This window comes from Gordonia pseudamarae (assembly GCF_025273675.1).
Classification (GTDB): domain Bacteria; phylum Actinomycetota; class Actinomycetes; order Mycobacteriales; family Mycobacteriaceae; genus Gordonia; species Gordonia pseudamarae.
On the sequence record NZ_CP045809.1, the window covers coordinates 4,815,677 to 4,837,790 of the forward strand.

19 protein-coding genes, 1 tRNA gene, 3 pseudogenes and 4 CRISPR repeat arrays (1 of these 27 only partly in view) are annotated in these 22,114 nt (G+C 66.0%); of the genes and pseudogenes, 9 read left to right on the top strand and 14 right to left on the bottom strand.

All coding sequences use genetic code 11. The annotated features are described in order from the left end of the window. Positions 1–41 precede the first annotated feature (41 nt). The 4 genes from GII31_RS21075 to GII31_RS21090 all read right to left on the bottom strand — a co-directional run bounded on the left by GII31_RS21075 (position 42) and on the right by GII31_RS21090 (position 1,743). Positions 42–132 (bottom strand) — tRNA-Ser (locus GII31_RS21075). Positions 133–177: 45 nt separating this feature from the next. Continuing rightward, on the bottom strand, positions 178–585 hold the full coding sequence (locus GII31_RS21080) for a hypothetical protein (protein WP_260840174.1): 408 nt from the start codon (positions 583–585) through the stop codon (positions 178–180). A gap of 86 nt (positions 586–671) precedes the next feature. Further along, positions 672–1,142 (bottom strand): nucleoside deaminase, encoded by a 471-nt coding sequence (locus GII31_RS21085; RefSeq protein WP_213245270.1) that lies wholly within the window; start codon positions 1,140–1,142, stop codon positions 672–674. A gap of 43 nt (positions 1,143–1,185) precedes the next feature. Beyond that, positions 1,186–1,743 carry a tRNA adenosine deaminase-associated protein gene (locus GII31_RS21090; protein WP_246221992.1) on the bottom strand — a complete coding sequence of 186 codons (558 nt, stop codon included), beginning with the start codon at positions 1,741–1,743 and terminating at the stop codon, positions 1,186–1,188. A 101-nt stretch (positions 1,744–1,844) separates the two neighbouring features. On the opposite strand from GII31_RS21090, the gene GII31_RS21095 reads away from it, so the two are divergent. Further along, positions 1,845–2,810 carry a prephenate dehydrogenase gene (locus GII31_RS21095; protein WP_213250840.1) on the top strand — a complete coding sequence of 322 codons (966 nt, stop codon included), beginning with the start codon at positions 1,845–1,847 and terminating at the stop codon, positions 2,808–2,810. Between the two features lie 10 nt (positions 2,811–2,820). Here GII31_RS21095 and GII31_RS21100 read toward each other — a convergent pair whose 3' ends face one another. The 5 genes from GII31_RS21100 to GII31_RS21120 all read right to left on the bottom strand — a co-directional run bounded on the left by GII31_RS21100 (position 2,821) and on the right by GII31_RS21120 (position 7,704). Continuing rightward, on the bottom strand, positions 2,821–3,387 hold the full coding sequence (locus GII31_RS21100) for a putative glycolipid-binding domain-containing protein (protein WP_213245271.1): 567 nt from the start codon (positions 3,385–3,387) through the stop codon (positions 2,821–2,823). 133 nt (positions 3,388–3,520) lie between these two features. Further along, the gene (locus GII31_RS21105) at positions 3,521–4,234 is read right to left on the bottom strand and encodes a hypothetical protein (protein ID WP_213245272.1); all 714 of its coding nucleotides are present in this window, start codon (positions 4,232–4,234) and stop codon (positions 3,521–3,523) included. Positions 4,235–4,332: 98 nt separating this feature from the next. Next, positions 4,333–6,018, bottom strand: coding sequence for a cation:proton antiporter (locus GII31_RS21110; protein WP_213245273.1), 1,686 nt, complete (start codon positions 6,016–6,018; stop codon positions 4,333–4,335). Positions 6,019–6,084: 66 nt separating this feature from the next. After that, on the bottom strand, positions 6,085–6,747 hold the full coding sequence (locus GII31_RS21115) for an O-methyltransferase (RefSeq protein WP_213245274.1): 663 nt from the start codon (positions 6,745–6,747) through the stop codon (positions 6,085–6,087). A gap of 66 nt (positions 6,748–6,813) precedes the next feature. Continuing rightward, entirely contained in the window at positions 6,814–7,704 is an 891-nt protein-coding gene (locus GII31_RS21120) for a LysR family transcriptional regulator (RefSeq protein ID WP_213245275.1), read from the bottom strand. 76 nt (positions 7,705–7,780) lie between these two features. Here GII31_RS21120 and GII31_RS21125 point away from each other — a divergent pair, with 76 nt between their 5' ends. Then, on the top strand, positions 7,781–8,899 hold the full coding sequence (locus tag GII31_RS21125; RefSeq protein ID WP_213245276.1) for a TDT family transporter: 1,119 nt from the start codon (positions 7,781–7,783) through the stop codon (positions 8,897–8,899). A gap of 16 nt (positions 8,900–8,915) precedes the next feature. Here the strand turns inward: GII31_RS21125 and GII31_RS21130 are convergent, their stop codons facing one another. Continuing rightward, positions 8,916–10,142, bottom strand: a complete 1,227-nt coding sequence (locus GII31_RS21130; RefSeq protein ID WP_213245277.1) for an oxygenase MpaB family protein — start codon at positions 10,140–10,142, stop codon at positions 8,916–8,918. 130 nt (positions 10,143–10,272) lie between these two features. Between GII31_RS21130 and GII31_RS21135 the strand changes: the two genes are divergently transcribed. Next, the gene (locus GII31_RS21135; RefSeq protein WP_213245278.1) at positions 10,273–10,935 is read left to right on the top strand and encodes a TetR/AcrR family transcriptional regulator; all 663 of its coding nucleotides are present in this window, start codon (positions 10,273–10,275) and stop codon (positions 10,933–10,935) included. Between the two features lie 380 nt (positions 10,936–11,315). Next, positions 11,316–12,710 (top strand): annotated as a pseudogene (locus GII31_RS21140) (IS1380 family transposase). Positions 12,711–13,457: 747 nt separating this feature from the next. Here the strand turns inward: GII31_RS21140 and GII31_RS21145 are convergent. Next, on the bottom strand, positions 13,458–14,348 hold the full coding sequence (locus tag GII31_RS21145; protein WP_213244400.1) for an IS982 family transposase: 891 nt from the start codon (positions 14,346–14,348) through the stop codon (positions 13,458–13,460). 77 nt (positions 14,349–14,425) lie between these two features. On the opposite strand from GII31_RS21145, the gene GII31_RS21150 reads away from it, so the two are divergent. Next, a complete protein-coding gene (locus tag GII31_RS21150) occupies positions 14,426–14,656 on the top strand; it encodes a hypothetical protein (RefSeq protein WP_213245280.1) in 231 nt (76 codons plus the stop codon). Here the strand turns inward: GII31_RS21150 and GII31_RS21155 are convergent. Continuing rightward, positions 14,629–15,177, bottom strand: a complete 549-nt coding sequence (locus GII31_RS21155; protein ID WP_213245281.1) for an IS3 family transposase — start codon at positions 15,175–15,177, stop codon at positions 14,629–14,631. The two genes, GII31_RS21150 and GII31_RS21155, sit on opposite strands and share 28 nt — an antisense overlap. Continuing rightward, positions 15,116–15,409 (bottom strand): annotated as a pseudogene (locus GII31_RS22685) (hypothetical protein); the annotation flags it as partial. The pseudogene GII31_RS22685 and the gene GII31_RS21155, both read right to left, overlap by 62 nt. Positions 15,410–15,781: 372 nt before the next feature. Then, positions 15,782–16,115: direct repeats of the CRISPR family, unit length 29 nt; unit sequence GGGATCATCCCCGCTCGCGCGGGGAGCAC. Positions 16,116–16,196: 81 nt separating this feature from the next. On the opposite strand from GII31_RS22685, the pseudogene istA reads away from it, so the two are divergent. From istA to GII31_RS21175, 4 genes and pseudogenes are all read left to right on the top strand, one after another. Next, positions 16,197–17,426 (top strand): annotated as a pseudogene (gene istA / locus GII31_RS21160) (IS21 family transposase). Further along, positions 17,426–18,238 (top strand): IS21-like element helper ATPase IstB, encoded by an 813-nt coding sequence (gene istB / locus GII31_RS21165; RefSeq protein WP_213245282.1) that lies wholly within the window; start codon positions 17,426–17,428, stop codon positions 18,236–18,238. Before istA ends, istB begins: the two are co-directional and overlap by 1 nt. Before the next feature lie 50 nt (positions 18,239–18,288). Further along, a CRISPR array of direct repeats spans positions 18,289–19,172; the repeat unit is 29 nt; unit sequence GGGATCATCCCCGCTCGCGCGGGGAGCAC. Between the two features lie 29 nt (positions 19,173–19,201). Beyond that, entirely contained in the window at positions 19,202–19,345 is a 144-nt protein-coding gene (locus tag GII31_RS21170) for a hypothetical protein (RefSeq protein ID WP_213245283.1), read from the top strand. Next, positions 19,345–19,590 (top strand): hypothetical protein, encoded by a 246-nt coding sequence (locus tag GII31_RS21175; protein WP_213245284.1) that lies wholly within the window; start codon positions 19,345–19,347, stop codon positions 19,588–19,590. The genes GII31_RS21170 and GII31_RS21175 overlap by 1 nt, the downstream gene beginning before the upstream one ends. Positions 19,591–19,637: 47 nt before the next feature. Continuing rightward, a CRISPR array of direct repeats spans positions 19,638–20,398; the repeat unit is 29 nt; unit sequence GGGATCATCCCCGCTCGCGCGGGGAGCAC. Positions 20,399–20,452: 54 nt separating this feature from the next. Here the strand turns inward: GII31_RS21175 and GII31_RS21180 are convergent. Further along, positions 20,453–21,703 (bottom strand): IS256 family transposase, encoded by a 1,251-nt coding sequence (locus tag GII31_RS21180; protein ID WP_213245285.1) that lies wholly within the window; start codon positions 21,701–21,703, stop codon positions 20,453–20,455. A 159-nt stretch (positions 21,704–21,862) separates the two neighbouring features. Then, positions 21,863–22,114: direct repeats of the CRISPR family, unit length 29 nt; unit sequence GGGATCATCCCCGCTCGCGCGGGGAGCAC (it continues 6,184 nt past the right edge of the window).

Sequence of the window (22,114 nt, forward strand, 5' to 3'; positions counted from 1 at the left end):
ACGCCATCGGCCCCCTACCTTGTGCAGGTAGGGGGCCGATATGGCGGTGGCGAGGGGATTTGAACCCCTGGTACGGGGTTACCGTACACAGCATTTCGAGTGCTGCACCTTCGGCCGCTCGGACACGCCACCGCGAAAAACTGTACCGCAGGTGCGTCCTAGCGTGAAATTGGCTGGTCAGGCGGGTGAATCCGGCTTGTGGCCGGCCAGTTTGCCGGCAACCTCGCCGATCTTCTCCTGTGCGGTGCTCACCGCGCCCTGAACCTTCTCGTTGGCCGCGATCTCACCGATCTTGTGCTGCGCGACACCGATCGCACCCTGAACCTTCTCGTTGGCCGCGATCTCACCGATCTTCTGCTGCGCGACACCGATCGCACCCTGAACCTTCTCGTTCGCCGCGATCTCACCGATCTTCTGCTGCGCGACACCGATCGCACCCTGAACCTTCTCGTTCGCCGCGATCTCACCGGCCTTCTGCTGCGCGACACCGATGGCCCCGGCGACCTTCTCGTTGGCGGCGAGTTCCTCGAGCTTGCCCTTGGCGACGTTGAGCGCCTCGTTGACTTTGTTGGTGGCGTCCGACATGGCTTCTCCTCATCTGATTCGGCATGTCGAAGCATGCCGGTGACCGGCACAAACCCGGTCGGTCAAGGCCAGGTTAGCTCACCGGACTACCCGTTTGCCGGTTTCCGGCGGGACCGGACGGATTCTCGCCGCGCCGCGAAAAACTCCTGCATCAGGCGTATCGCGTCGTCGGCCAGGACCCCGCCGATCACCTCCGGCCGATGGCCGAGCCGCTGATCGCGCACCACGTCCCACAGCGATCCGACGGCCCCCGTCTTGGGTTCCCACGCGCCGAACACCAGCCTGTCGACGCGCGCGAGAGTGACGGCGCCGGCGCACATCGTGCACGGTTCGACGGTCACGACGAGCGTGCAGCCCGGCAGCCGCCACCCGTCACCGAACGCCGCCGCGGCCGACCGCAGCGCGAGAACCTCAGCGTGTGCGGTGGGATCGCCATCGGCCTCCCGACGGTTGGCCGCGCGCGCCAGCTCGATGCCTTCGGGGTCGTACACGACGGCACCGATCGGAATGTCGTCGGCCCCCGACAGCGAGGCCGCGTCGAGCGCGGCCCGCATCATCGTCTCCCACGGCCCCGACGGCAGACTCCGCGCGCCGCTCAGCTCAGCGTCCCAATGTGTCGAGAACCTTGGACAGTTGCTCGGAGAAACCGAGCCGGGCGGCGATCATACCGATCTGCTCGTCGGCGTACAGATCGGTGTCGCCGACGATCACCGACAGCACCGCGTCGGGCAGCCCGAGGTCGGCCAGCACACCGAGATCGCCCTCCTCCCACGGTTCGATGTCGTCGATGTCGTCGGGATCGAGGTCGGGGACCTCAACATTGAGGGCGTCGAGGACATCGACGGCGACGTCGTAGTCGACGGCGGCCGTGGCATCGGACAGCAGCAACTGCGGCCCGCCCGGTGCCGGTCGCACGATGATGAAGAACTCGTCGTCGACATCGAGCAGACCGAACACCGCGCTCGTCGCGCGCAATGCCCGCAACTGCCGCTCGGCGTCGGCGAGATCGGTGAGCGCGGACGGTTCCAGAGCGGTCACGGTCCACCGCGTCTCCTCGCGGACGACGGCCACCGCGAAGCCGTCGATGTCGTCACTTGTCACTGCACTGTTCGTGTTGTCGGTCCCGCGGGACCCGTCGCCCTTGCCGACAGCTGCCATGCGGGTCACGGTATCCCTATTGGTGGGCTGTTCCCAAGTTTTCCTGCGCATTCCACCGGTTCGCCACGGCGTGCGAGAGTGGAGCGGTGACCGACAACGATATGCCCGCCCCGTCCACCTCCCCCGCACTGCCCGGCGCGGTGTGCGTGCTCGGTCTCGGACTGATCGGTGGTTCCCTGCTCCGTGCACTGGCCGGTACCGCACCGGTGTTCGGCTGGAACAGATCGGAGGCGACGGTCGAGGCCGCCCGGGCGAACGGCCATGACGTGTCGGCGGACCTGGCCGCCACCGTGCGACGGGCCGCCGACACCGATGCGGTGATCGTGCTGGCAACGCCGGTGACCACGCTGTCGGGGCTGGTGGCCGCGGTCGCCGAACACGCCCCCGGCAATCTGCTCACCGATGTGGTGAGCGTGAAGGAGGCCGTGCGCCGTATCGTCACCGCACAGCATCCGGCCGCCAGGTTCGTGGGCGGGCACCCGATGGCCGGGACCAGCCACTCCGGCTGGTCGGCGACCGACCCGGAGCTGTTCCGGGGCGCCATGTGGATGGTGTCTACGGGTGACGGAACCGACGCGGCCGACTGGCTGCGGGTGGCCTCGATAGCGCTCGCCACGGGTGCGACGGTGGTGCCCGCCGCCGACGACGCCCACGACCGTGCGGTGGCCGCGATCTCGCACCTTCCGCACCTGATGGCGGCGGCGACGGCCGTGGTGGGGGCCGGTGAGAGCGGTCTCGCGTTGCGGCTGGCCGCGGGCAGTTTCCGGGACGGCACCCGCGTCGCCGGGACCGCTCCGGCGTTGCAGCGGGCGATGCTCGAAGCCAACGACGCGGCGCTGCTGAATGTGCTCAGCGAGGCCATCGACCGCCTCACGGACGTCCGCGACGATCTCCGTGACCGGGGCAGCGTCGAGATCCTGGTCGGTGACGGCCATCGGGCCCGGCTCGCCTACGAGGCGATCGCGTCCGGGCCGCTGCAACCGATCAGCGGTGTCACCGTCGGCGACCATGGGTGGCAGGAGGAACTGCGCAGGCAGGCACACGCCGGCCGGGTGTGGCTGGGCTGACGCCCGGCCCTCAGACCCGTTCGGCGAGCCCCTCGTAGTCGACGACGAAACCGTTCTCGTCGAACGTGATGGTGGAACTGGCGACCGGCCCTTCGATGGCGACCTGGTTGCCCTCGAGTTTGGTGTAGTTCATGGTGGCGGCCTCGACCCGCACCTCGGGCAGGTACACGTAGACGACCGGTACCTGTGCCTGCTCACCGGCCGGTACCCGACGCCCGGCACGGAAGGCGTACCGGCGGATGGGCAGCGCGTTGAACATCGGCGACAGCGCCATGTCGATGTCCTCGGCACCGTCGAAGTCGCTGCGGACGGTGCCGTCGGCGGTCTGGACCAGCCAGTTGTGTTCGCCGTCGCGGTTGATGGCGAACTGCGATTCGCCGCTGGCCCGCACCAGATGCGTGGAGAACCGCTTGGTGACGCCCTCGTCGTTGGTGATCAGTTCGTACGAGGCGGAAAAGGCTTCGCGGCCCTCGTGCGCGGCGGCGATGATCCGGCCGTACGCCTTGATGCGGGCGCCACTGACGTAGAGACGGACCTGTTCGAGCCGGACGGCGTCCAGACCCTGCCAGGTGATCATGGTGCGAAATTCGCCACTGCCCGGCAGTGACGCGGATGAAGCTTCTGACACCGCGGAGGTCTGCGACGCCGGGGGGCTGGGCTGGGCTGCTTGCGGAGAACTCACTTCTCTACGTTACCGACATCGGGGCTGCTCACGCCAGACATGTCGCGGTGCGGCGGTCGGATTCGGCCGCCACCCGATCGGTGGCGACGACCTCGCCGTCGACGCTGATCGAGCACGACACGGCGCTGCCCGAGGTGCCGACCACCAGAAGTCGCAGCGGCGACGAGGTACCGGTGAAGGCGACACTCCACTCCGGCTCGGAGACCACGTCGCTACGGGTCCCGACACCGTCGCTGTAGGCGAGCACACCGACACCGGTGACGGTGACCCGGTACACAACGGCCTTTCCGGTGGCGTCGATGCCGGTGCCGCGCCGGGACGGGACGTCGGGCATCCGGGTGTAGGGCGCCTGGGTGTCGGTGATCCAGGTGTCATCCGAATCCACGGACGGCAACGTGATCTCGTCGGGGGTGTCATCGGTCAGCATGTTGCGCGCCATCAGGAGGGTCGCCGCGCCGAGCACGACGATCGCGACGACGTACACCGTCGTCTTCCACAGGGTGTCCGACCGGCGATCGATGCGATGGGACACCGGTCCGGGGGTGGCGCGGCGGGCGGCGTCGGCCGGTGTGCCCGCCGCCGGCATCCGGCCGTCGGTGGGTGCGTGCGACGGCCGCCCCGCGGGCTGTCCCGGCTGATACCGCGGTGTTCCGTCGTCGGCGAAGCCCAGCGGCGGATAGAACTGCGGCCCGAGCGGGTTCAGGTACAACCGTTCGGCGGGTGTCGGCTGTCGTCGCGTCATCGCCTGCCTCCTGCCCGTGCCGCACCTGTGGCCCGGTGGCCCGGCGCCCTGCCTGCGACCCTACCCAACAGGCACCGGGCACCGGGCACGGCGATCGGTCAGAGGCGGCTCTCCATCCTGGCCGACAGGCTCGCCTCCTGCAGGTCGAGACGTTCGAGCATCGCGCGGACCGCCTCGTCCTCGATCTTGCCCTCATCGCGGTCGATGACGAGCGCGGCGCGCTGGGCGGCGAGCACGTCGCGGTACAGGCCGATGAACGCGTCGGTGCGCCGGTTGTGTTTCTCGGGGTCGGGCATCTCCTCGGCGTCGTGCGTCTGCCGTGCGACCGTCTCCTGGATCATCGCGACGGTGTCGGCGTCGAGGCCGGCGGGCGGGTCGGCGACGAACCCGGCGAGAACGTCCTCGGAGGCCCGGTGCGCGATCTTCTCGGCCAGTACGGTCTGTTCGAGGTCGTAGCGTTCCTCCTGCTCGTTGCGCAGGTTCAGCCGGGCGATCATCCACGGCAGGGTGGTGCCCTGGATGAGGATGGTGCCGATGGTGACGACGAACGCGATCGCCTGGATGGCCGAGCGTTCGGGGAATGCCTCGCCACTGGCGACGGTGAGCGGGATACCTGACGCGGCGGCCAGGGTCACCACCCCACGCATCCCGGTCCATGCGACGACCGTCGACTCCTGCCAGGTCAGCGATCTGCGATCGATCTTGCCCGTCCACCGTGACGGCTTTTTCCCACTGCCCGCGGATCTGGCGGAGCGACGCGGATCGGCGGGGGTTTCGGTGTTGACCGCGGCGTCGATACGTCTGCTGACCACGGCACGGCCGAACATCGCGAACACACAGATCGGGCGGATCGCCAGCACGATGACCAACACGATCACCGATGCCCACGCGATGTGCACCAGCGATTCCCTGGCCTCTCGGAGGTCTTCGATGATGAACCGCATCTGCAGACCGATGTAGGCGAACACGAACGCCTCGAGCAGCACGTCCACCGAATGCCACACGTACCGTTCCTGCAATCGGGTCTTGTATCCGGCACGCACCGAACCCGAGCCGACGACGAATCCGGCGATCACCACGGCGAGCACACCCGAGGAGTGGATGTGTTCGGCGGCGATGAACGCCGCGAACGGAACGACGAATCCCTGCACCGTCTCCAGCGCCGGGTTGGCCAGGTGCCTGCGGATCCACAGCGTGGCGAAACCGACGAGGAGACCGACGATCGGCCCGATGACGGCGTTGTACCCGAACAGGGCCAGCGGATTCTCGATGAACGAGTGGGTGCTGGCGATCTGCGAGATGGCGATCGCGAACAACGACAGCGCGGCCGCGTCGTTGACCAGCGATTCGCCGGTGAGGATCGACATCAGTCGTTTCGGCAGGCCCAGCTTGCGGCCGATCGCGACGGCGGTCACCGCGTCGGGCGGGGCGACGATCGCACCGAGCAGCAGTGCGAGGGTGAATGTGAACTCGGGCACCACCAGCGAGGTGACGAAACCGACGGCGAAGGCGGTGATGACCACCATCGCCACCCCGAGACCGAGGATCGGGCGGATGTTGCGCACGAAATTGGCGAACGAGAATCCGAGCGCGGCCGAGTACAGCAGCGGCGGCAGCACCACTGTCAGCAGGATCTCCGATTCGAGTTCGACGTGCGGAACTCCGGGGATGAACGAGACGGCCAGGGCGACGACGATGATGATCAGCGCGGGTTGCATCCCGCGTTTGTCGGCGAACGACGTGACGATGACGGCCCCGACGAGGACCAGGATCAGCAGTTCCATGCGCTGATCTTTTCAGGTCGGGAACGATTTGTCCGAGTCGGCGGGTCGGTCTGTCGGATCACCCGGCTAGACCCGGCTGCTGATCTCGACTGTGTCGTTTCGTTTTCCGGCGATGTTGACGCTCACATATCCGTTGGCCGGGTCGCGCACGTAGTCCAGATAGGGTGCCATGTCGGGGCTTTCCGCATTGTCGGCAACCACCACCGCGCCGGTCGGCATCCGCGATTCGAGCAGTGTGATGACGGGCAGGTACAGTTCCTTCCAGCCGTCGAGCAGCACCACCCCGACCTGTCCTTCGATATCGGTGAGGGTGTCGCGTGCGTCGCCGGCGAGAACGGTGATGAGGTCACCGACCCCCGCGTCGATGAATGTCTTTTGTGCGGCGGCGATCTTCTTCTCGCTCAGTTCGGTGGTGTAGATGCGGCCGAAATTGTTGTCACGCACGGCGGCCGCCAGGAACAGTGTCGAAATACCGTAGGACATACCGAATTCGACGACCGTCGGCGGCTTCGCGGCGCGGATGAACGAGTAGAGCAGTCTGCCGGTGTCGGGGCTGATCGCCATGAACGCGTCGGCGGCGTCGGCGGCGCGTTCGGCGACGGACCGTTCCCGCTCCGTCTCCCGGTCGCCCGGCGCTCGACGCGGCCCCGGTCGCGGACCGCTCTGCGCGGCTGCGTAGAGGCGTTCGATGGCGTCGGCGACGGGTCCGGAATGCAGAGTCGAGATCATACTTCTCACCGTACGGCCGGACCCTGCTCATCCGCTGTGAGTTGCGGGCCTCAACCGTGTCGGGCCTCAACTATGACGCGCGATGTCGAGCAGATCGCGGACCGGCCCGGCCGGCGGACGCGAACCACCGACGAACACCGCCCGGAACTCCCGGACCAGTTCGAGACCGGCGACCGGCACCCGTACCAGCGCACCCGACTCCACGTCCGCGGCGACGGCCCGTCCGGACAGGAAGGCGGGTGCGCCGCCGGCCCGGACCGTCGCGCGGATCGACGAGTTGGTGGCGAGTTTGACCTCCGGCTCGGCCAGGGTGTGACCGGTGCGGGCCATGGCGTGCCGCACGACGGCCAACGTGCCCGACCCCATCTCCCGGCAGGTCAGGGCACGGACGGCGAGGTGGTCGGGGGTGACGGGTGTGCGGCGGCGGGCCCACGGGTCGTCGGGGGCGGCGACGAGGATCAGCTCGTCGGTACCCACGGTCACCGCGGTCAGCCCGTCTGCTCCGACCGGCCCTTCGACGAAACCGAGGTCCGACTCGCCGGCGCGGACGGCGGCCACGACGTCGTCGGAGTTCACCGCGCGCAGGCTGACGCTGATCTGGTGGGTGCGCCGGAACTGCACCAGCCAGCGCGGCAGCAGGTATTCGGCGGTGGTCAGCGAGGCGTGTACCCGCAGTTCCCGGGAGTTGCCGCGGCGCAGGGTGTCCAGGGCACTGTCGATCTCGTCGGCACGGTCGAGGAGATCTTTGCTCCATTCGACGAGCAGTTGCCCGGCGTCGGTGAGTGCCGATCCGCGGTGCGCGCGCCGCACCAGAACCAGCCCGGTCTGGGTTTCCATCGCCCGCAACCGCTCGGACGCCGACTGCTGCGAGATGCCGACGGCGCGTCCGGCGGCACCGATGCTGCCGAGCCTGGCGACCTCGGTGAGCAGCCGGAGCGAGGCGAGTTCGGGGAGCATGGTCACAGGGTAGTCCTGTGACGCTACCGGGGTTCGCCCGCTACCGGCGGCATCTCCGATCACGCAGTCTGGATACATGCCCCGCCCTGAATCCCCGCCCAGCGCAACCCCCGAGTACGGGCCGAACTGGTTCACAGCTGTGATGGGCACCGGCGTCATCGCGGTGGCGGTCGCGGGCCTGCCGTTCCCCATTCCCGGCGGGCACGGGGTGGCCGTGACATTCTGGCTCGCGGCCGCCGGGCTGCTGGTCGCGGTGTGCGTGGCGGCGGTGCGGCGGTGGCATGCCGACCGGACGATATGGACACGCCACCTCGACGACCCGGTGCTCGCACACTTCTACGGCGCGCCGCCGATGGCGGTTCTGACGGTGGGGGCGGCCACGATGGTCGCCGGTCCGGGGGTGATCGGATCGGATGCGGCGACCGGGGTCGGCGCGGCATGCTGGATCATCGGCACCGTCGCCGGTCTTGTGTCCGCCGTGGCGGTCCCCTATCGCATGATCACCGCCCACACCGTCGGCGACGACGCCGCAACCGGCGGATGGCTGGTTTCGGTTGTACCACCGATGGTTTCGGCGACGACAGGTGCCGCGCTGGTGGGCCATCTGCCGGCCGGTCAGCCTCGGGAGACGATGCTGCTGGCGTGCTACGCACTGTTCGGACTGACCGCACTGTCCGGGCTGCTGATCTTGAATCAGGTGTGGCAGCGCATCATTCGACATGGATTACCCGGAGCTCCGGCGGTTCCGACCCTGTGGATCGGGTTGGGCTTTCTGGGACAGTCGATCACGGCCGCCCACCACCTGGGCCGGGTCGCCCCGGAGGTGGCCGGCGAATACGGCCACGCACTGTCGATGTTCGCGCTCTGCTACGGAGTTCCGTTGTGGGGCTTCACCATGTTCTGGCTGGCACTGGTGGCCGCGCTGACCGTCCGGCAGTTGCGGGACGGTCTGCCGTTCGCGCCCACCTGGTGGTCGTTCACGTTCCCGGTGGGCACCGTGGTGACGGGAACCTCAGCGCTGGCCGAGGCGACGGGGCTGGTCGCGTTCGGCGTTGCCGCGGGTGCACTGTTGGCGGTCCTGATCGTCGGGTGGCTGGCCGCCGTTGTTGCGTCGATCGCGCTGTTCGCCAACGCAACCGGCAGCGCCGTCTCACCGGAAAGCACTGCTCCGCAAGCACTATCGGCCACATCATGAACTATCCCGCGGCAGCCTACTTGTACTTCGGATTGTTGAACGTCGGAATCTGGATGCTGATCGGCATGCGCAGCTCGGACATGTAGAGCAGCACGAACTGGCGTAGCAGTTCGTCGAACATCCAGTAGGTCTCCTTGGGCACCCCCACACCGAGCAGACCCTCACGCATCCCGACGAACGGCACCCACGCGGTCTCCAGCAGCGGACTCCACACCGGCTCACGGGGGATGTGGTACCAGTTGGCCACCCTGTCGCCGCACACATAGCGGGTGAGCGCGCCCAGCACACCGCGGGACAGCAACGTCAGGTCGAGGTTGACACCGAGATTGAGCAGCATGTCGGCGAGCTTGGCGCCCTCCGGAGTGGGGGCGATGATCGGGTCGAGCACCTGGCGCGCCTGCGACTCGGCCCGGCCCCACGAGTTGGGGATGTATTCGTCGCGCACCCCGAGCAACGACGCGGTGACCTGCCACGAGTGCAGCAGTCCGTTGCCCTCGTAGTTGTCCATCGGCACCCGCCATCTGCGCAGGTTGCGCATGACGGTGGTGGGCAGACTGTGCCAGGTGACCATGATGTCGGCCTGGCTGATCGGCTTGGTCTCGGGCGCCACCGCCGCCCAGTGCTCGGACCGCGGCAGCAGATACCGCACTCCGGCGTGCGCCATCCGCGTCTTGACGCAGGTGACGATCATCTCGCCGCCCGGCCGGAAGGCATTCAGCGCGCCGACGTCGTAGCCGAACTTGGCGGTCTTGGAGATGCGGTCCTTGAGGTTCCAGCCACCCTTGGAGTAGTAGACGGCGCGAGCCTCCCGGGGGATGACGGTGCTCATCATGCCGCTGGCGAAGCCGTAGATCACGCCGAGGTACAGACCACGCTTCTGGTTGAACCGGACGGCCGCGTCGAGCCTGTCCCAGTCGGTCCACGACGGCAGGCGACGCGCGTACTCGATGAAGTCGCGCAGTTCCGGCGGCAGTCCGGCGGGCAGCGCCTGGCTGTTCCGGGTCCAGCCCTTGAGCAGGTTGTTGACCCTGTGCACCTGTTCGGGGTTGCGCATCAGCCGGGCGATGACCTCGTCGGCCTCCGGATCCCACACCGTGCGGGGATCGTCCCCCGTTCCGGTGCCCGGTATCGAGTACGCCGGCGACCACGTCCACGGCACCGCCGGGGTGGCGAATACCGCGGCTCCGGCCGCCCCGAGCACCCCGGCGCCCCTGAGTGCGGCTCGTCTGCTCAGATTCTCCATCGTCAACTCCGATCCGGTGATGTAACAGAGTTACAGGACTTGTACCATTGATACATTTACCAGGTCGTGGTGTAGATCACATAGGGTTCGGGGGAACAGATCGGGGTGGACCCGGAGGAGCACCGAAACATTGGAAACCGCAGGACCGGCACCGATCGAGACATCGCTACTGCATCGCGCGCTGACCGGGGCCGGGGCGCCACCCGAGGCATCGGCCGTCGGCGACCCCACCCAGATCAAACTGCTCGACGCCGCACGCGAGGTGTTCTGCCGGGTCGGGATGCAGCGGGCGTCGATGGAGGAGGTCGCCCGCCTCGCCGGGGTGTCGCGGGTGACGCTGTACCGGAAGTTCGCGACGAAGAACGCTCTCGCCGAAGCGGTGGTCACCCGCGAGTTCCGGCATTACTTCCGGATCTTCCGCGAGGAGGTGACCGCGGCGCCGACAGCCGCCGACCGGGTGGTGTTCGCCTTCGTCAGTTCACTACGCACGGTCCGTGGCAATCCGCTGATCGCAAGCCTGCTGGTGACCGAACCGCAGCAACTCATCGGTGCCGCCGACGTCGCCGCCCGGATGGTCGCCTCGGTCGCAAGATTCGTGGCCCAGCAACTACGCAGCGAACAGGCCGCCGGAAACGTGCCCGACACGATCGACGTCGACGTCACCGCTGAGATGATGGTGCGGATCTCCATGTCCTTCTTGACGATTCCCAGCCTCACCATCAACACCGATGACGACGGGCAACTCGCCGACATCGCCCGCCGATACATCGTCCCGATGCTCGGCCCCGGGTAGGCTGATCGGTGTGGCGGCCGCACCCCATCCCGCCGACGAACCGATTCCCCAGTCGACTCGTGTCCGTTTCGGGTGGTGCCGCCCGGGGGATGCACGGCGACCGATCCACCGCGGTCGGAGCATGGCGGCGACTGGTCGGCTTCAATGCTGCTCGGGCGCATAGCCCGAGATCGAGGTGCCGACAGAGGCCCGAAGGACTCAGGTCCCAGGGGGCGCGCGGATGTACATAAGCCAGTGCAACCACGGCACCCGATCCCTAAGCCTCGATCCACCGATTCGCATGCCGCTGGTCGGTGAGGGATAGACGAAATACCCTGTCTAAGTGACAGAATGGGACTTGCTTAGGGTTCCAGCGGTACACGCAGAAGGGCATCTCGTAGATGCGATTGTCTCACAGTCATCCGGTCCGGTCTGCATCCTGTGATGACCCGAATCTGCTCGGCGCGGCGGGACTGGTACCGGTGATGGCGCTGGCCGAACAGGCTGGCCTGTCGGGGTTGGCGCGTGAGCATCTGAGCGTGCCCACCGACAAGGGCGCCCACCCGGATCGGAAGGTGTTTTCACTGGTCGCGGGGATGGTGGCCGGGGACGACAGCATCGATGACATGGCGGTGCTGCGACACGGCGCGATGGGTCAGGTGTTCGACCACCTGTACACGCCGTCGACGCTGGGATCGTTTCTGCGCGACGATCGTTTCTGCGCGAGTTCGGGTTCGGACACGTCCGCCAGCTCGATGCGATCACCACCTGCATGCTGGCCGGCCTGCACACCCGCACTCCGGTGCTGGCCGGGATCGATGGGCCGGTGATGGTCGACATCGACGACTCGATCATCGAGGTCCACCGACCGGCCAAACAGGGCGCCGGGTTCGGCTACACCCGGATGCGTGGGCTCAACTCGGCGATCACCACCCTCACCTGCGGACCGGGTGTGCCGGTGATCGCCGCTCAACGCCTGCGCAAGGGAGCATGCAATTCCGCCCGCGGGGCACATCGCTTGATCGCCGATACCCTGCCCACCCTCGCGCGGCTGCGATCCGAAGACGCGTCGGGACCGGGTTCTGTTGCGGGCGGATTCAGCGTTCTACGGTCATCGCACGGTCACCACCGCGATCTGGGCCGGCGCCCAGGTGTCGGTGACCGTCCGCCAGTATGCGCACGTACGCGCGGCGATCGCGCCGATCAGCGATGACGCGTGGACGCCCATCGAGTACACCGACGCCGTCTTCGATGAGAACATCGGTCGCTGGATCTCGCGTGCCGAGGTCGCCGAGATACCGTGCACCGCGTTCACCTCCAAAGCCAAGGCGTTACAGGTTCCCGGGCGACTGGTCGTACGCCGTATCCCCTGCTGTCAACCCGATGGAGACGGCCTGTTCGAGGTGTGGCGATTCCACGCGTTCTTCACCACCAGCGACCTCGACACCGTCACCGCCGACAAGACCCACCGCGCACACGCCATCATCGAACAAGTGCACGCCGACCGCAAAGCCTCCGCGCTCGCGCATCTGCCGTCGGGAAAGTTCTGTGCGAATGCCGGCTGGCTGGTGTGTGCGGTCATCGCGTTCAATCTGACTCGTGCTGCCGCCTGCCTCGGTGGGCAGCGTCTGGCCAAGGCCACCACCCCCACGGTCCGCCGCGCCCTGATCTGCGTTCCGGCGCGGATCGCCTCCTCAGCCCGGCGCATCACGATGCACCTACCCGCCCAATGGCCTTGGGAAAGTGAATGGAACCTGTTGTTCAACAACATAATCGGCCGACAACACGCGGCCTAACACCTAACCCGAGCGGCTCAGCGGCCCCGATCCCAAAACCCAGTGAAACAAGCCGAAATCGGAGATCGGCGACTCAACTCATGCCCATCACCGGCCTGAACGTGCTCAACACCTTTCATCGCACCACAAAAGCCGATCGGTGGATCGAGGCTTAGTGATCACGAGGTCCGGAGCGTCTCGCTTCCTTCGCGGGCGCCAAGGGGCGAGGAGCGAGACGAGAGGGGCGGGGATCGGGACTTTGACGAACTTGAACTCGCGCCACCAGACCACCCGGGCCGATATGCCGACGGCGACGCCGAACGTCAATTCCTTCACGACATGCGAGAAGCCGGACATGACTACGTATCCGTCAAGCGACTATCGAAGAAGGTCCCCGACTTCGCCTCACCTTCGCGCCGGACGACGCTGGAGCACTAGGAGCCCGACAGCGACCCAAGCTCGGGTAGTACTGGCACGCTGCGCAACAACCTGAGCCGCAACATCACTCGAGCGAGCACCCAGAGTCGAAATGTCGTGATCGACTACCGAAGGTATCCGGGAGTCAGCCAGGATTCCATTGTGGCCGTTCTACCGGAGATATTGACGTTTGCCGATGTCGGACCGTATGTCGATGAAGTGTTCGTCCTCACCGACGATGGCACCATACACTGGAAGCGTGATTGACATCGATCTGGTGATCGCCTCGGACGACGAGAATGCGATCAACGTCGCCATCGACCGCCTAGATGGTTGATTCCTTGGACGCGGTCAGTGGTCGTACGCGATCAGGGATCGTTTGGTGGTGATGCCGGTGGTCCAGTTGTGCCAGATGCCGGCGGACATCGCCAGGAGGCGTTGACTCACTCGGGCGAACACTCCGTGGGTGGTCCGGCCGCCGTGTTTCTCCAGGCCGAGCTGCCCTTTGAGGGTCTGGTTGACCGATTCGATCCACTGCCGCACCCCGCCGAGGTTGCCGTTGCGGTAGGTCTCGTCCTTGCGGTCCGGGCGCAGCAACCGCAGGCCCATCGCGGCGGTTGTGGCAGCGAACGTCTTTCCGGAGAAGCCCTTGTCGGCGAGCAGCACCTGCCCGGAGCGGATGAGGTGGTGATCGCGTTCGAGCAGCGCGGTCACCACCTCGCGTTCACCGATCTTCGGATGCGCCAGGCACCACATGATCGGCATCCCGTCGCCGGCGCACACCAGATACAACTTCAAGCCCCAGTAGAAACGCGAGTGTGACGCGCAGTAGCCGTATCCGGCGTGCCCGGCCAGGCCGGACCGCTTGACCGTTTCCCTTGACATGCCACACGGAACCGGGGTGGCGTCGGTGATCCACAGGTCGTCGAACCACGACGGTGAGAGCCGCGCCACCGCCTGAATTGTCTTGCACAGCAACCCTCGTGCAGCCCTGACACGCTTGTTGTAGTCGGACTGGCCCGGCAGATACGGGAACAGTGCGCGCAGTTGCTCGTTGCCGTGGACGTGCCGGATCCAACGCCGTTCACTGTCGAACCCGAGCAACACCTGCGCTACCGCGAGCGTGAGCAGTTCGGCATCGGAGAGCAGCGGGCGCCGGCCGCGTCCCGAGCGGGGTTCGACGACGTGGTCGTCGATGAGGACATAGAGTTCAGTCAGGAGGGTTTCGAGTTCTTTCGTCACACATTGATCTTGAAGCCCTCCGCCTACCTCGTTGCCGACGGCACCTTCAAGGAATCAACCATCTAGGTTGGCGGTCGATGCCTGGTGTCGTCGATGTTGATGTGATGGATCGCAGGTTCGGCGATCCGTACTACCTGAGAATGGGCGGACTGATGGTAGACGACTCGATCGCGCCGGTCGCCGATCGAGCCGAGTATGCGAAAGGCTTGGCCGAAGCGCTCTCGGGTGAACTCGGTGTTCATGTCGCGACCGCCGACGATTATGACAGCGGCGACGTCTTCTATCCTTCAGGCGTGAATACCGGGTAGCCGCCAATGTGATCGGCCAGCGACCAGCCCAGCACCCGACGCGAGTGTTCATCGCCGATCGCGCACAGGTACGCGTCCCCCTCACCGCAGGTCAGGTAGGTAATGTCCGAGGTCCAGACCAGGTCAGTGCCGCCCTGGTCGAATTCCCGCCCGACCCTGTCCGGAGGGAATGACGCCGCCGGATCAACCACGATGGTCTTCACCTTGAAGGTACGTGGGCTGATGCCCTCGATACCCGTCTCAGACATGATCTTGGCGACGGTGTTCTCCGAGACCGCAACACCCTCGGCATGCAGGTCAGCGGCGATCCGCGGCGAACCATAGGTGCGCACCGATGCCTGCCAGTGGGCGAGGATCTTCACCTCCAGGTCCCGGCGCCGCTGCTGACGAGGCGTCAACTCGGTGCGGCATTGCCGATCCGCCCACGCGTAGTAGCCAGATCGTGAAACACCCAGCAAGTCAGTCAGTTCCGTGATCTCGTGGTCGGCGCACTCCGCGGCGATGAGCTCGAACTTGCTCACCGATGTTGCTGTGCCGCAAAGTACGCCGATACTTTTTCAGGAACGCGATGTCGCGGTCCTTCTCGGCGAGCTCGGCACGCAGCCGTGTCAATTCCGCGCGCTCACCAGCCGACAAGTCTCGATCGGGTGGGGCGCTGCACACCTCGTCGGCGACACCATCGCGCATCCGTTCGGCGCGAACCCATTTGCCCAACAAACTCTCATGCAGGTTGAGTTCACGTGCGACCTCGCTGACGGCCGGCCCCCGTCAATCACCCGACGAGCAGCCTCCGCCTTGAACTCAGGCGTAAACGACCGACGCGTCCTGGACATACTGACATCCTCCCAGCAGGACCCTTCGTCCCGCTATCACAGGTGTCCACTCAAACTGGGGAGGTTCAATCATCCCCGCTCGCGCGGGGAGCACACATGGCTATGGGCTAACGTCATTTCCCCGGTGGGATCATCCCCGCTCGCGCGGGGAGCACGTCGCCTCCTTGGTCTTGTTGTCCCCGGTGTCCGGATCATCCCCGCTCGCACGGGGAGCACTCGACGACGGTTGATCCGTCTGTCCCCGCTCGCGCGGGGAGCACGCCAGTCGAATTGGGGGAATCATGAGTGACACGGGATCATCCCCGCTCGCGCGGGGAGCACACGATCCGGTGCGCGGTCGCTGAGCACCACTCGGGATCATCCCCGCTCGCGCGGGGAGCACGACTGCCTGGGCGGTGACGAGGACTTCGGCCACGGATCATCCCCGCTCGCGCGGGGAGCACTCAGCGGGAAGCTCGTCGAGCCACCCCCATTCGGGATCATCCCCGCTCGCGCGGGGAGCACGGCATTCAAGCATCCGCACCCCACTAAGCCGGGGGATCATCCCCGCTCGCGCGGGGAGCACCTGTTCCTGGGCCACACCTTGCGCGCTCTCGGGGGATCATCCCCGCTCGCGCGGGGAGCACTTTTGTCGGCTCCGGTCCAAAAGTGAGCAGGTGAGTACGGTCGAAAAGTGAGCACCATCCAATGATTGGAGAGTGATCACTGTGGAGGACTGGGCGTTGATTCGTCAGTTACACCGGTCGGAGGGGTTGTCTCAAGCCGCGATCGCCCGGCAGTTGGGGTTGTCCCGCAATACGGTGGCCAAGGCGGTGCGCTCTGATGCGCCGCTGCGCTACGAGCGTCCGCGTCCGCGGTCGTCGGGGTGGGCACAGATCGAGCCTGCTGTTCGCGAACTGTTGACTCGGTTTCCGACGATGCCGGCCACGGTGATCGCCGAACGGGTCGGCTGGTCCGGTGGCCGGTCGTGGTTCGCCGAGAATGTGGCACGTATCCGCCCCGAGTATGCGCCCGCGGATCCGTGTGACCGTCTGGTCCATCGTCCGGGTGAGCAGGTGCAATGCGATTTGTGGTTCCCGGGCCAGTTGGTGCCCGACCAGGCTGGAGTGTTGCGGTCATTTCCGGTGTTGGTGATGGGGTCAAGTCCCGCGTAGTGGTGTAGCTGATTGTGGTCCTTCGTAGGTGGTCAGACAGGTAGTTGGATCAGCGGGTCGGTGTTCACCTCCGGCATGTGGTGGGCACTCGGCGAACAGATCGGTGCTGTTCCTCGTACATTGTTGTGGGACAACGAATCAGGTATCGGCCAACGCCGCAAATTGGCAGCCGGTGTGGCCGGATTCTGTGGCACGCTAGGTACCAGGATGATCCAGGCCCGTCCGTATGATCCGGAAACCAAAGGGGTGGTCGAACGAGCGAACGGCTATCTCGAGACATCGTTCCTGCCGGGACGGTCCTTCGCCTCTGCCACGGATTTCAATACCCAGATCCATGAGTGGCTGGCCGGAGCGAACACCAGAATTCACCGCACGACGAAGAAGAAGCCGGTCGAGGAGTTGTTGATCGACCGCAAATCGATGGCGCCGCTGCCGCCTATTGCGCCGGGTACCGGAACATCGGTCACCACCCGGTTGGGTCGGGACTACTACGTGGCGGTCGCCGGGTCGACCTACTCAGTCAATCCAGAGGTGATCGGGCGGATGATCACTGTGACCGCTGACCTGGACCGGGTTGTGGCCCACTGCGGTCAGCGGAAGGTTGCCGAGCACCAAAGATATTGGGGACCAGACGGTTTGACCACCGATCCTGATCACGTGACAGTGGCCAAAGCTCAACGCGAGCACTACAACTCGCGGCCACCAACCTCTGGTGACGTGCAGGTTCAGGTCGCCGATCTCAGTGTCTACGATCGTGTTTTCGGGACTGGGGAGGTTGCCTGATGCCGACCACACGCCCGAGCGCACCCTCTGATGCTGACAAGTTGATCGCTCACCAGTCCCGGCTTCTCAAAGCGCCGAGGATCGCTCAGAACTATTCCCGGATCGCTGAGCAAGCTCGCGCCGCGGACTGGTCGTTGGAGGACTATCTGGCCGCAGTGCTGGCGGTGGAATCGAATGCTCGCGCCGAGTCCGGTGCCCGTTTGCGTATTCGAGGCGCCGGGTTCCCGTCGATCAAGACGATCACCGACTTCGACTTCACCGCCCAGCCCGCAGTCGACCGTGCACAGATAGCCCGGCTCGAAGCCGGTGGCTGGCTCGCCGAAGCCCACAACATCGTTCTGCTCGGACCGCCCGGTACCGGCAAAACCCATCTCGCGACGGCGCTGGCCGTCGCTGCCGCCCATACCGGCTATCGTGTCGGGTTTGCCTCGGCAACAGCGTGGATCACCCGGCTGGCCGAGGCCCACCGACTCGGGCGACTCGACACAGAACTCAAGAGGATCAGCCGGATCGGACTGATCGTGATCGACGAAGTCGGCTACATCCCTTTCGATGCCGAAGCTGCCAACCTGTTCTTCCAACTCGTCTCCAGCCGATACGAGAAGTCGTCGATCATTCTGACCTCCAACCTGCCGTTCTCCCGGTGGGGAGAAGTGTTCGGTGAAGCCACCATCGCCTCGGCCATGATCGATCGGATCGTTCACCACGCCGACGTCATCGCCCTCAAAGGCACCAGCTACCGCATCAAACACACCGCAATCGAGTCACTGCCTTCCGTCGACGCCGACCGTCAGGCAAACTCGAACCCGTAACCTGCTCACTTTTCGACCGGACACAGCAGCGCACTTTTCGACCGGAGCTGACAATCATCCCCGCTCGCGCGGGGAGCACACCTTGTTGGCGCGCTTGATCTCATCGACTGACGGATCATCCCCGCTCGCGCGGGGAGCACCGCTCGGCAGTGTGGGACTACACCGGTCCCGACGGATCATCCCCGCTCGCGCGGGGAGCACTTGAATGACGCGGCCCTGTGCGCGCTTGAAGCGGGATCATCCCCGCTCGCGCGGGGAGCACAGGGAGTCCGGGGGCGGTCCAACTTCGGCTAGGGGATCATCCCCGCTCGCGCGGGGAGCACTCAGTCACCGTTGAATCTACGGACCGTTTCACAGGATCATCCCCGCTCGCGCGGGGAGCACCCATGGGAACACGGTCGATGAGTCGAACTTCCGGGATCATCCCCGCTCGCGCGGGGAGCACGACGTAGTGGGCGACGGAACCTAGCTAGACAAGGGATCATCCCCGCTCGCGCGGGGAGCACAACCCTGCCGGTTCGAGCTGCATTTCGGAAATCGGATCATCCCCGCTCGCGCGGGGAGCACAGGGATATGGTCTCTATCCACCCCGACCACGCCGGATCATCCCCGCTCGCGCGGGGAGCACTTGCATGACGCCGTCTTGTGCGTGCTTGGCGCGGGATCATCCCCGCTCACGCGGGGAGCACATGCCGGCACCGGAGGGTATCGACGTTGACGACGGATCATCCCCGCTCGCGCGGGGAGCACGCCTATACTTTCAATCCCGTACTCGGTATACACGGATCATCCCCGCTCGCGCGGGGAGCACTATCCACACGGCGATGGTGGTGATGCCGAAGCAGGATCATCCCCGCTCGCGCGGGGAGCACGCGGCACTGCCGATCATTCGGGTCGTGCACGTAGGATCATCCCCGCTCGCGCGGGGAGCACCAGATACACGGCGGTGTTACGTTGGACGACGTGGCGTACGTGACGATCTCCTCCCACGTCTCGGCCGAAGACGCTCAACGAATCATCGCCAAGCTCGGCGAGGCGGGCGTCGGCGCGGTGCATGGAGACGACACCGCCGAGCGCGCCGGACTCGGCCTCAACGGCGGTGCGTGATGGTCGAGTATCCCTACGCCGACGACATTCCCGAGATGACCGTCAAGGCTACGCACGTATTCGGGTCCGATGACACTCCGGCCGCACAGTTTGCGCCAGGGGTCTTTGTCGATGCGAATGGTGTCACATGGCCGTGGTGGCGCTTTGAGTTCCGACCACAGCCCAGTGACCTCGTCATCACGGTGCCGCGTGATGAAATATGGAGCGTCTGGCACGTCCTCGGTCCTGCGATGCCGGGCGATTGACGTGGACGGCTCGAATCTTGACGACGACGCGAAGACACGCCGCCTCAAGGATCATCCCCGCTCGCGCGGGGAGCACTTGTGACTGTTTTCGGCGTTGCTTTACGGAACGGGATCATCCCCGCTCGCGCGGGGAGCACGCGGATTCCGCACCCGAGTTCGAGGGTGAGGACGGATCATCCCCGCTCGCGCGGGGAGCACCTCTACACGTCGGCCACCGGCAGCGGTGTCGACGGATCATCCCCGCTCGCGCGGGGAGCACGCGTCCATATCGGGAGCGAATGCCACGGTCAGGGGATCATCCCCGCTCGCGCGGGGAGCACTCACGGATTGCGGCACGGGCATCGTCAAGCGTGGGATCATCCCCGCTCGCGCGGGGAGCACACTGCTGTGGCGCAATTCCGCGCGGCCGTAACGGGATCATCCCCGCTCGCGCGGGGAGCACGCCGGTCAACTCAAACTTGTTGCCACTCATCACGGATCATCCCCGCTCGCGCGGGGAGCACTCCATCATGTTGTTGAGCATTTCAATGGTTGAGGGATCATCCCCGCTCGCGCGGGGAGCACCTGCCCGCTTCGGCGCTGTGGGCAGGTGAGTTGGGATCATCCCCGCTCGCGCGGGGAGCACGACGGGCTGTCCGTATTCGGGTACCAGGGCTCGGGATCATCCCCGCTCGCGCGGGGAGCACTCCATGCCCGACGGGCACTACAGCAAACGCATGGGATCATCCCCGCTCGCGCGGGGAGCACAACGCCGCGAACGGCTGAACATGCGGATCATTGGGATCATCCCCGCTCGCGCGGGGAGCACGCGTGGGTCAAGTCCCGCGTAGTGGTGTAGCTGATTGTGGTCCTTCGTAGGTGGTCAGACAGGTAGTTGGATCAGCGGGTCGGTGTTCACCTCCGGCGTGTGGTCGGTGTCGGTGACGGTCAGCCGGCAGCGGCTGAGCACTTCGAGGCCGAGGTAGCGGCGGCCTTCGGCCCATTCGTCGGTCTGCTCGGCGAGCACTGCGCCAATGAGACGGACGATGGCATCGCGGTTCGGGAAGATGCCTACGACGTCGGTGCGGCGCCGGATCTCGCGGTTGAGTCGTTCTGTGGGGTTGTTGGACCAGATCTGGCGCCACACGTCATCAGGAAACGCGGCGAATGCCAGCAGGTCTTCACGGGCGTCACCGAGGTGTTCGGCCACTTCGGGTAGGCGGTCTTCGGTGTATTCGAGCAGCCGGTCGAACTGGGCGTTCACCGCACCAGCAGTGGGTTGGTCATAGACGCTGTGCAGCATGGCCTTGACCGCTGGCCACATCGACTTCGGACACACCGCCATCAGATTCGCCGCGTAATGGGTGCGGCAGCGTTGCCAGGCAGCTCCGGGCAGGTTCGCCGCGATCGCCTCGACCAACCCGGCATGGGCATCAGAAGTCACCAGGCGGACCCCGCCCAGGCCGCGGGCGACCAGGTCAGCGAAGAAGGTGTTCCACGAGGCTGTGGTTTCGCTGGTGGCGACCTGCATGCCAAGCACTTCACGGTGCCCGTCACCATTGACTCCGGTGGCCAGCAGAACGACGGCTTTGACGACCTGCTTGTTCTCCCGGACCTTGATCGTCAGCGCATCCGCGGTGACGAACGTGAACGGGCCGGCCTCGTCCAGTCGGCGATGACGGAACGCTGCGACTTGTTCGTCGAGGTCTTCGGCCATGCGCGAGACCTGCGACTTCGACAACGAATCGATGCCCAAAGTCTTGACCAGCTTGTCCATCCGGCGGGTCGAGACCCCGGCCAGGTAGCAGTCGGCCACGACGGTGATCAGCGCCGACTCGGCGCGCTTGCGGCGTTCGAGCAACCACTCGGGAAAATAGGTGCCAGAGCGCAGCTTCGGCACGGCGACGTCGATCGTGCCCACACGGGTATCGAGAGGCCGGTGCCGGTATCCGTTCCGGTGATTGATGCGGTCTTCGGACCGGCGGCCCCACTCGGCGCCGCACACAGCGTCGGCATCGGCGGAGAGCAGTGCGTTGATCATCGTCTGCAGCAGCTCACGCATCAGATCGGGCGAGGCCTCAGCCAGGGCTTGGCCAAGCAAGCCAGCAGGGTCGACAATGTGGGGTGCGGTCATCGTGATGACTCCGTTCGAGGATTCTGTGGAAGGTTGACTCGAAGGATCACACGGTGACCGCTTCCCTGCCCGACAGCTACACGCTGTCAGTTACGGTCCTGGTCACCGAGTTACACCACTCTATGGGGCACTACTGTGTCGGACGGCGCACCTGCCGCTGGGATCATCCCCGCTCGCGCGGGGAGCACTCTCGTCGGCTGTCGCGACACTGCCGCTCGGTGGGATCATCCCCGCTCGCGCGGGGAGCACGTAGTGATCTCCTCAACATGGGTGTCATACCACGGATCATCCCCGCTCGCGCGGGGAGCACTCCGCGCTTACGCCTTGCGGCCGGGGCTACCGAGGATCATCCCCGCTCGCGCGGGGAGCACGCCGAGGCTGTAGTCCTGGGTTCCGGGCACGCCGGATCAT